We start from the raw sequence: 9,646 nt of genomic DNA, 5'->3' as shown, positions 1-9,646 counted from the left end.
AAGCACTCGCCGACTTGTCTCAAGCCCGCCCAGGTCTTTCAACCCGCCTCCGCCCATCCTCAACACCCCAATCCGTTGCCAGATCTCGAAGCGCTTTTGTCAGCAGCGAAGCCCACGACTGTAGCACAAGCTTTTCGGGGTCCGCAAGTACTCGATCAAAGTTCGCTTAGGCGGCTGCCAGCTTGCCAATCCGCCGCGAGGAACGCGACGGCACCTTCTATACAGGCAGGTGCCGGGATGAACAGGCAACACCTGGACTCCAAGAGGAGCCAGATGGCGCCCGCAAGCTCTTACGCTGGCAACGCTTTACCCACGCCCATGTTCATGCCTCGTCCTGGAAGGCTTCCTCACGCTTGTTCTTGATCGACGGCAGCATGACGACCAGGATCATCAGCGCGGCGCCAACCAGGAGGCCAGCGGACAGCGGACGGGTCAGGAAGGTGCTCCAGTCACCACGTGCAAGCAGCAACGCCCGACGGAGGTTCTCTTCCATCATGGGGCCGAGGATGAAACCGAGCAGCAGCGGTGCGGGCTCGCAATTGAGTTTGTAGAAGACGTAGCCCAGCATCGCGAAGCCAGCCGTCATGAAGACATCGAAGTTGTTGTTGTTCAGCGAGTAGGTGCCGATGCAGCAGAACACGACGATGGCGGGGAAGAGGAAGCGGTAGGGGACCGTTAGCAGCTTGATCCAGATGCCGATCAGCGGCAGGTTCAGCACGATGAGCATCAGGTTGCCAATCCACATCGATGCGATCAGGCCCCAGAAGAGTTCTGGGTTGCTGGTCATCACCTGCGGCCCGGGCTGGATGCCCTTGATGGTCATGGCGCCAACCATCAGCGCCATCACGGCGTTGGGCGGTATGCCCAGCGTGAGCATCGGGATGAAGCTGGTCTGCGCGCCAGCGTTGTTGGCACTCTCGGGGCCGGCCACGCCCTGGATGGCGCCTTTGCCGAAGGGAATTCGGGGATTACGGACGACCTTCTTCTCCAGCGTGTAGGACGCGAACGAGGCCAGCAAGGCGCCGCCGCCAGGCAGCACGCCGAGGACGGAGCCCAGAGCCGTGCCGCGCAGCACGGACGGCCACGCCTCATGGAAGTCCTCACGCGTGGGCCACAGGCCCTTGACCTCCTTGGTGAAGACTTCTCGATGCTCCTCGGGCTGGCCGAGGTTGGCGATGATCTCGCCGAAGCCGAAGATGCCCATGGCGATGACAACGAAGCCGATGCCGTCGGTCAACTCGGGAATGTCGAAGGAGAAGCGCGCGGCGCCAGTGATGACGTCTGTATTGACCTGCCCCAGCAGCAGCCCCAGGACAATCATCGAGATGGCCTTGACCAATGAGCCGGACGCCAGCACAACGGCGCCGACCAGGCCGAGCACCATCAGCGAGAAATACTCGGCCGAGCCGAACTTGAAGGCCAGTTCGGTCAGTGGCGGGGCGAAGGCGGCAATGATGATCGTGCCGACACACCCAGCGAAGAAGCTGCCCAGGCCCGCAGCGGCCAGAGCCGCTCCCGCGCGACCCTGACGGGCCATTTGATAGCCGTCGATGGCGGTGACGACCGAACTGGATTCACCCGGCACGTTAATCAGGATGGCCGTGGTGGAGCCGCCGTACTGGGCACCGTAGTAAATGCCGGCCAGCATGATGAGGGCGGGTGTGGCGTCCAGCGTGTAGATGGACGGCAGCAGCATCGCGATGGTCGCGACGGGGCCGAGACCGGGCAGCACGCCGATCAGCGTGCCGAGTACGCAACCGAAGAAAGCGTAGAGCAGGTTCTGCAGGCTCAGCGCCGTCTGGAAGCCGAGGGCGAGGTTGTTGATCAGGTCCATCTCGTCGCCTCAGCCCGTGAAATAGATGGGCCAGAGCGGAATGGTCAGCTTCAGGCCCACGATAAAGAGAGCCCAACTGCCCACGGTCAGCACGACACAACTGATCAGCACGCCGCGCCAATCGAACTCGCGGTCGGCCAGGGATGAAACGATGATGGTCAAGGGTAGCGTGCAGGCCAGTCCTAACCGCGGCAGAGCGAGGCCGAAGACGACGATAGCCACGACGATGACGAGCAAGGGGCGCCAAGCGATGGGGCCGATGGGATCCCCGCCTTCGGACTCCAGCGTCAGGGCCTTGAACAGCACAAGGCTGCCGAGCAGGGCCAGCAAGATGCCGAGACCAAAGGGGAAATAGGCGGGCCCGGGGCGGGCCGAGGAGCCGAATGAATAGTTGGTGGCACCCCAGGCGAATGCCACGCCGATGATCAGGAACGTCAGCCCCGACCAGAAATCCCGCTGACTCTTGATCTTCATCGCGTCTTGACTCCAGCGCCGCGAGAAGGCGCGATATGTGGTGGCGAGAATTCTGGCAGCGGGGGGCGGCCGGCAGCCTGTGGATTACACGTAAGCCAGGCAGCCCAAGTCAGCCTTCCCAGGACGGCGTGCTGCGCAGCACTTCTTCCACCGTCGTCACGCCTTCGGCCACCTTCATCGCCCCAGCCAGCCGCAGGGGCCTCAGGCCCTCCTGCATGGCTTGCCGGCGCAGCGCCGTGAGGTCGCTCAGCGTGGACTTGACGCCCTCCGTCACCGAAAGCAGCTCGTAGAGACCGGCGCGGCCTCGGAAGCCGGTGTTGCGACATTCGAGGCAGCCGACGGGCCGATAGGGTTTGACGCCGCCACCCAGCCGCCAATGCTTCACCAGTTCGTTCAGGCTCTCGCGCGTCACCAGCGGGTCGGGCTCCTTGCAATGCGGGCAGAGCGTGCGCACCAGCCGCTGGGCCAGCACGCCGATGATGGTCGCACTGAGCAAATAGCTCGGCACGCCGAGGTCCAGCAGGCGGGTGATGGCCGAGACCGAGTCGTTGGTGTGCAAGGTGCTGAAGACGAGGTGACCCGTCAGCGCAGCCTGGATGGCCATCTCGGCCGTCTCCAGGTCGCGGATTTCGCCGACCATGATGATGTCCGGGTCCTGCCGCATCAGCGCGCGCAAGCCCTCGGCAAAGCCGAAATCGAGGACGTTCTGCACCTGAGTCTGGTTGAAGGCCGGCTCGATCATTTCGATCGGGTCTTCGATGGTCGTGACGTTGACCTCGTCGGTGGCCAGGCGCTTGAGCGTGGAATACAGCGTCGTCGTCTTGCCGCTGCCGGTCGGGCCGGTGACGAGGATGATGCCATGGGGCTGCTTGACCAGGCTCTCCCAGCGCTCGGTGTCGTGGCTGCCAAAGCCCAGCGAGGCCAGGTCCTTGACCGCCGTGTCGGGGTCGAAGATTCGCATGACCATCTTCTCGCCGAAGGCCGTAGGCAGCGTCGACAGCCGCATTTCGACTTCGTCGCCGGCCGGGTTGCGCGTCTTGATGCGGCCGTCCAGCGGGCGGCGCTTCTCGACGACGTCCATGCGGCCGAGCAGCTTGATGCGCGACGTCATCGCCGCCATCACGGTGGGTGGCAGTTGGTAGACGGTGTGCAGCACGCCGTCGATGCGAAAGCGGATGACGCCCATCTCGCGGCGCGGCTCCAGGTGGATGTCCGACGCGCGCTGATCGAAGGCGTACTGCCACAGCCAGTCGACGACCTGCACGACGCCCTGGTCGTTGGCGTCCAACTGCTTGTTGTTCCGGCCCAGCTCGACGAGTTGCTCGAAGCTCGTCACCTGGCTCTGCTCGCCGGCCTTGGCCGCCTGGCGTACGGAGCGGGCCAGCGTGAAGAACTCGGTCGTGTAGCGCGCGATGTCCAGCGGGTTGGCGATGACGAGCTTGATGGGCTTGCGCACATGCGACTCGATCTGCGCGACCCAGCCGGTGTCGAAGGGCTCGGACGTCGCAACCGTCACGTCGTTGGTGCCGAACAGCACCGGCAGGCAGCGCTTGGCCTCGGCGTAGCCGATGGACATCACGTCGCCGACGCGGCCGACATCGACTTTCAGCGGGTCGATGCGCAGGTAGGGCATGCCGATGCGCAGGGCCAGCCATTCGGACAACGCGTCCACATCCAGCGGCTTGCCCGTCGTCAGGCGCACCAGGCTGGCGTGGCCCAGGCGCACCAGCGGGTGCAGGGAGCTGTCGCCGGCCGCAAAGCGCTGCTCGGTGCGCACCGACTGGGCCTCGTCGATGAGGCCGTCCTTGAGCAGCCACTTCAACAGCTGACGCCATTCCAGGCGGCCTTCGGGCTTGGCGGATGTCGCGGGCGCTGGTTTGGGCTTGGGTGTCATCGGCGTCGAGTTCAAAGCGCTTGCAGGATGCTCACAGGCAACGGCCTCACGAGGCGCAGCCACTGGCCGGCCGGCAGCTTGAAGCGTGATTCGATATTAGCCGCGCGCAACTCCAGCACGTCCCGATGCGGCACCTGCACGCCACGCGCCGCAACGACGACGGTGTTGCCCTCCTTCGTGGGCGCCAGGCTCCAGACCTGGTCCGACCCAAAGGCCTTGGCAATGCGCAGCGCACTGCGCGCAAAGCTGGCGCTGCGGCCGAAGAGGTTGACCGTCATCAGCCCGCCATCGGCCAGCACGCCGTGGCAGGCCGCGTAGAAGGCCTCGTCGTCCAGCACCGGTGAAGCGGCGTCGTGGTCGTAGAGGTCGACGTTGAGCACGTCGACGGTCTGCAGGTTGGCGTCGTCGGTGACCCAGCGCGCAGCGTCCTCGTTGACGACGTTGAGCCGCGCATCGTTGCCGGGCAGGCGGAACCAGTGCCGGCAGGCGGCGATGACCTCGGGGTTGATCTCGACGGCCGTCGTCTGCATCTTGAGTTGGCCGTGGCAGAAGCGCGTCAACGCGGCTGCACCCAGGCCCAGCTGCACCGCGTGGCCTTCGCCAAGCACGGCCGTGTCGCGCCACAGCATCCACGCGCACATGCGCTGGATGTATTCGAGTTCGAGCTGGTCGGGCTTGCGGATGCGCATCGCGCCCTGGACCCAGATCGAGTCCAGGTGCAGGAACCGCACGCCATCGAACTCGCTCAGCGTCGCGGGGCCCCAGGTAGGTGTCTTGGATTTCATTGGCGAGGCATCCTAGGTCAAGGCCGGCGGCGCGCCGCGCCACACGGCGTCTTTCAGTCGGCCGACAGGTAAAGCTGCACAGCAGCGCGCCAGACTTCCGTCTTGGTGGCCAGGCTCAGGCCCGCGTGGGCCGGGCTGGTGGACGGCAGGCGCAGCACGGGCACGTTCGCATCACCCAGCGCCAGCAGCGTCTGCTTGTGGGCCAGCGCGCCGTTGCAGGCGATGGCGCGCAGCTTCGGCAGGCGGGCCACCAGCTCGCGCAGGTCGCTCGGCTCGGCGGCCTCGATGGCCGTGTCCAGGCTGCCCTCCCGCCGGCAGGTGGCCACGGCATCCCACAGCGCGACGCGGTGGCGACGCAGCGCCTGCAGGCGCTCGTCATACGGTCGCGCGGGCAGGTCGGCCTCGCCGAGCAACGCGCCCATCACCGGCCAGAAGGCATTGCGCGGGTGGGCGTAGTACTGGGCCGCCTGCAGCGAGGCTGCGCCGGGGAAGCTGCCGAGTACCAGCAGGCGGGCCTGCGCGTCAAACACCGGCGCAAGGCCGACAAGACGCTCAATGTCGGGGTTTGGAGGCTTGGCAAACACGGCCGGCGGCTGCGACGATGCGCGGGTTTTCACAGGGAGTGACTCGACATGATGAATACGGAAGCCATCTGGCTTTTTCTCAGCACCCAGGGTGCGGACTTCGGCCTGAAGATTCTCGCGGCCATCGCCGCCTGGGTCGTGGGCCGGTGGCTCATTTCAATCGCCCTGCGCGTCTTCACTGCGGCGCTGGAGCGCGGCCACCGCATCGACTCGACGCTGGCCACCTACCTGCGCTCCATCCTCAGCGTGCTGCTGAACCTCGTCCTCATCCTCGCGATCCTGGACATCTTCGGCGTCAAGACCACCTCCTTCGCCGCGCTGCTGGCCGGCGCCGGCCTGGCCATTGGCATCGCCTGGGGCGGCCTGCTGACCCACTTTGCGGCCGGCGTCTTCATGCAGGTGCTGCGGCCCTTCAAGGTGGGCGACTTCGTTCAGGCCGGCGGCGTGACCGGCACCGTCACCGAGATCGGCCTCTTTGGCACCACCATCAACACGCCCGACAACGTGCACACCCTGGTCGGCAACAACACCGTCTTCAGCGGCGTGATCCAGAACTTTTCGGCGCAGGCCTTCCGCCGCGTCGACTGCCTGGCCAAGGTCGCCAACAGCGTGGACCCGCTGGACGCCATCGCCAAGCTGCGCCCGGCCATCGCCGCCATTCCCAACGTGCTGGCCAATCCGGCGCCGGACATCGAGATCCTGCAGTTCACACCCGAAGGCCCCCTGCTCTGCGTGCGGCCCTATTGCCATACCGACCACTACTGGCAGGTCTACTTCGACACCCACAAGGCCATCGTCGCCACCTTCGGCGCCGCCGGCTACCCGGTGCCCGAGACGCCACTCGCGCCGCGCAACCGTTGAAGTTGAGACACCCATGGCTGATCTGATCGCCCGCATTGCCAGGCTCTGGCGCTACCCCATCAAGTCCTGCGCCGGTGAGGCGGTCGACACGCTGCAGCTGGACGCCGACGGCTGGCCCGTCGGTGACCGGGGCTGGGGCGTCGTCGATGCGGGCGGCGAGCTGACCTGGATGGGCGCGCACCCAAGGCTCGCCCTCGTCCATGCGCGGCTGGTCGGCTCGGATCCGGAACTGCAAGCTCTGGGGCGATCGTTGACGGTGCCGGGCGATGGCGGCGACGCGTTGGACGTGCGCGGCTGGAACGGCGAGCGCCAGGACTTCGATGTCCTGCAAGTCTGGGATGCCGGCGAGGACGCCGCCGCGCTGCTTAAAACCGTCACCGGCGAACGGTTGCGGCTCGTCAGGCTGAGCATCGAGGCGCAGCGCCGGCCTTTTCTGAATGCGCTGCATGTCGTCGGCAACGGCTCGCTGCAGTCCTGGCAGGAGGCGCTCGCCCAGCCGCTGACCGGCCTGGCCCAGCGCGCCCGGCCCAACGTTTTGCTGTGCGCCGAGGACGGCGGCGAACTGCCGCCCTTCATCGAAGACATCCTTAGCGAGGCCCGCATCGGTGACCTGACCTTGCGGCGAACGTCCGTCTGCGTGCGCTGCGTCATGCCCACCGTGGACCCGGCGACCGGCGAGCCCCAGCCGCTGGCGCTGGACGCGCTGACCCAGCTCAGCGCCGAGCGGGTGCCTGGCGCGCCGGTGCAGTTCGGCATCTATGCCAGGGGCAGCGGCGCGGGCCGGCTCAGCATCGGTGACCGCGTCGAGCTAACGCTACATTTCGGCGGCACCTGAAGGCGCATCCACGAAAGTACGCAAGAGCCGCCGCCCAACCTTGCCAAGGTTCAATGTTGCAAGGCCTCCCAGCGGTGGCGGCAGGCTTTTGCGCGGCCAAGCTGGGTCTCACACTGCTCCGTACTGCATAGGTAAGCGCATCCCCAACGTCACAATGCGCGCACAAATGAATGGCGCAGGAAGAAGCGAATGTGGAAATTGGCTGAGGTGGGTGCGTGGTCGACGGCCGTCGTGCTGGCACTCGCCGGTTGCGGTGGTGGCGGAGGCGGAGGCGGTTCGAATCCGCAGCCGGCGCCTGGCACCGGCACGGGGACCGGCGGCGCCACGGGTGGCAACGCCGGCACGACCAGCGCAACGCTGAAGTTCACGTCGAGCAATGCGGGCCGCGTGGCGGGCTATCCGCTCTGGGCCAGCGAAGGCCTGATGCGGCTCGGCAATGCGCTGAGTGACGACGTCCTGGCAACCATCAAACAGAAGAAGGCCACGGAGTCAGGCGAGTGTGAAGTCACCGGCACCTGGAGCCGCAACTTCCAGGACAACGACGGCAACGGCATGGTCAGCGCGGGCGACGTGATCACGATGCAGTTCACGAGCTGCCATCGCGAGCCCCTGGCCCGCACGGTGGATGGCACCGCCAGCGTGAAGATCACCAGCGTCGACGGTTCGGGAGGCTTCGTCGCGGCAGTGACAGTCCTGGCGCCGGGGATTGCCATCTCCGCGACGGTGGGCGACAAGGACGCCGACTTCCGCGTGTCCGGCGCGGCGCGCCTGGCGTTGAGCATGAGCGACACGCGCACGACGCTGGTCGTGGGCGACGGGGTCAACGACGAGGTCGTGTTCGACTTTCCCTGGCTGTCCATCGGCGGTGACCGGCTGAGCGCGTTCCGGATGGAGAAGAGCCAACGCTGGGATGAAGCCCGCTCCTATCTGGACCTGCGCATGCGCTACGCGTCACCGGAGCTGGGCGGCAGCTTTGATGTCAGCACGCCGGTGAGCATCTCGTCGTGGCTGGACACACTGCCGGACCCACGGCCGGGCCAGGGCTGGTTGCTCATGCAGGGCGCCGCGAAGGACGAGGTCCGCATCGATGTCACCAGTGCGGGCGGGGCGGGCAAGCAGATCAGCGTCAAGGTCGACTTCGGTGGTGACGGCAACCTCGACCTGCTCGGTGACGGCAACTGGTCGGATGCCGGACTGATCTCCGGCTACTTCTTTGCGGACTACACGCCTGGCGGCCGGGGCAATACCTATGCCATGGACCCCAACGAGTTCAGTCTGCGGGCGCCGTTCAGGGCTTCAACGGCGATCAGTACGCAAGCTGCACTGAGGATCCAGCTCACCCGGCCGCCGGTCGCCACTGAAAGCTGGACCTGGCGCCTGATGGACAAGGGGCAGATCCCGGGTGGAACGGGCGTGGCGCAAGAGGTGGCCATCACGGTGCAGAACCTCGGCGCCCTGGTACTCATCAAGCCCGTTCAGCCTTTGCGTTACTCCAGGCAATACGAACTCGTGCTCGACACTGGAACGCCCACGACCCAGGGTCAACTGCTGCGGGCCACGACCGGTGGCACGCTGGATATCTACAAGGGCACGGTCGGCGGCTTCCAGACGCTGGACTACCTCAACCCCAGGCCAGGCTTCTTCAAGCGGCCGCTGTACCTGAGTGCGACGCAGGGCACCCGCGTCGGCACATTCGCGCAAAACGCCGGAGCGCCAACGGCGACCTACAACTGGACGCAGGTCTCAGGCCAGCCCGTCGTCATTGCAACGCCCACCGCCGCCGAGACGGACATCACCCTGGGCGCGGGCGCGACCGGCATCGGCACGGCGACCTTGAGGCTGACGATGGCGCTTGCTGACGGGACGAGCGAGAGCGCGGACATCGTCGTCCGAACGGTGCATGACACCGCCGAGTCCTGGTCGAGCGTCGTGCATGTCGGTGCGCTCAATTTCAATGTGAACGAGCAGTTCATCTGGGGCGGCCCACAGGTCGGCCAGTTGCTGATCGACGGCGGCGGCGACCGACTGACGATCAACTACGCGGACAAGGCGGGGCCGGCGTCCCATTATCCCGACTGGTCGCTGCAGTTGCGCACGGGCGACGGCAGCGCACTGAGGCCCGGCAAGTACAGCAATGCATGGAGCGCCAAGGCTGTTGGCAGACCGGACGGGGTCAACCTGCTCGAATTCGACATGCGGCAGACCGGATTCCTGCCATGGGGCAGCGACTTCACCGTCCTGGAGTTGGAGACCGACGGCTCGGGCGCCATCACGAAGCTGGCGCTGGACTACGTCGTCCGTGGCGTGGGCGACTACACGCCCATCACGGGGTCCGTGCGCTGGAACAGCTTATTGCCGTTGGCGCCCTGAGCCGGGTGC

General features: G+C 66.3%; 8 protein-coding genes. 3 read left to right on the top strand and 5 right to left on the bottom strand.

What is annotated here, in order from left to right:
* Nucleotides 1–322: 322 nt before the first annotated feature.
* The 5 genes from ABIS05_RS16095 to ABIS05_RS16075 form a co-directional block, all read right to left on the bottom strand.
* Nucleotides 323–1,834, bottom strand: a complete 1,512-nt coding sequence (locus ABIS05_RS16095) for a tripartite tricarboxylate transporter permease (protein ID WP_348013818.1) — start codon at nt 1,832–1,834, stop codon at nt 323–325.
* A gap of 9 nt (nt 1,835–1,843) precedes the next feature.
* Complete coding sequence (locus ABIS05_RS16090) at nt 1,844–2,308, bottom strand: tripartite tricarboxylate transporter TctB family protein (protein ID WP_348013817.1); 465 nt, start codon at nt 2,306–2,308, stop codon at nt 1,844–1,846.
* A gap of 109 nt (nt 2,309–2,417) precedes the next feature.
* The gene (locus ABIS05_RS16085; protein ID WP_348013816.1) at nt 2,418–4,202 is read right to left on the bottom strand and encodes a GspE/PulE family protein; all 1,785 of its coding nucleotides are present in this window, start codon (nt 4,200–4,202) and stop codon (nt 2,418–2,420) included.
* 11 nt (nt 4,203–4,213) lie between these two features.
* Nucleotides 4,214–4,987: a spermidine synthase gene (locus ABIS05_RS16080; protein WP_348013815.1), complete on the bottom strand. Its 774-nt coding sequence runs from the start codon at nt 4,985–4,987 to the stop codon at nt 4,214–4,216.
* Nucleotides 4,988–5,040: 53 nt separating this feature from the next.
* On the bottom strand, nt 5,041–5,604 hold the full coding sequence (locus ABIS05_RS16075) for a DNA-deoxyinosine glycosylase (protein WP_348013814.1): 564 nt from the start codon (nt 5,602–5,604) through the stop codon (nt 5,041–5,043).
* A gap of 18 nt (nt 5,605–5,622) precedes the next feature.
* Between ABIS05_RS16075 and ABIS05_RS16070 the strand changes: the two genes are divergently transcribed.
* The 3 genes from ABIS05_RS16070 to ABIS05_RS16060 all read left to right on the top strand — a co-directional run bounded on the left by ABIS05_RS16070 (nt 5,623) and on the right by ABIS05_RS16060 (nt 9,637).
* Nucleotides 5,623–6,432: a mechanosensitive ion channel family protein gene (locus ABIS05_RS16070; protein ID WP_348013819.1), complete on the top strand. Its 810-nt coding sequence runs from the start codon at nt 5,623–5,625 to the stop codon at nt 6,430–6,432.
* 13 nt (nt 6,433–6,445) lie between these two features.
* Nucleotides 6,446–7,267, top strand: a complete 822-nt coding sequence (locus ABIS05_RS16065; protein ID WP_348013813.1) for an MOSC N-terminal beta barrel domain-containing protein — start codon at nt 6,446–6,448, stop codon at nt 7,265–7,267.
* A gap of 189 nt (nt 7,268–7,456) precedes the next feature.
* Nucleotides 7,457–9,637 carry a hypothetical protein gene (locus tag ABIS05_RS16060; RefSeq protein WP_348013812.1) on the top strand — a complete coding sequence of 727 codons (2,181 nt, stop codon included), beginning with the start codon at nt 7,457–7,459 and terminating at the stop codon, nt 9,635–9,637.
* Nucleotides 9,638–9,646 lie beyond the last annotated feature (9 nt).

Source organism: Roseateles sp., from assembly GCF_039929605.1.
Taxonomy (GTDB): Bacteria; Pseudomonadota; Gammaproteobacteria; order Burkholderiales; family Burkholderiaceae_C; genus Pelomonas.
Note: the sequence above shows the minus strand (reverse complement) of the source record. Positions and strands in the feature narration are given on the sequence as shown.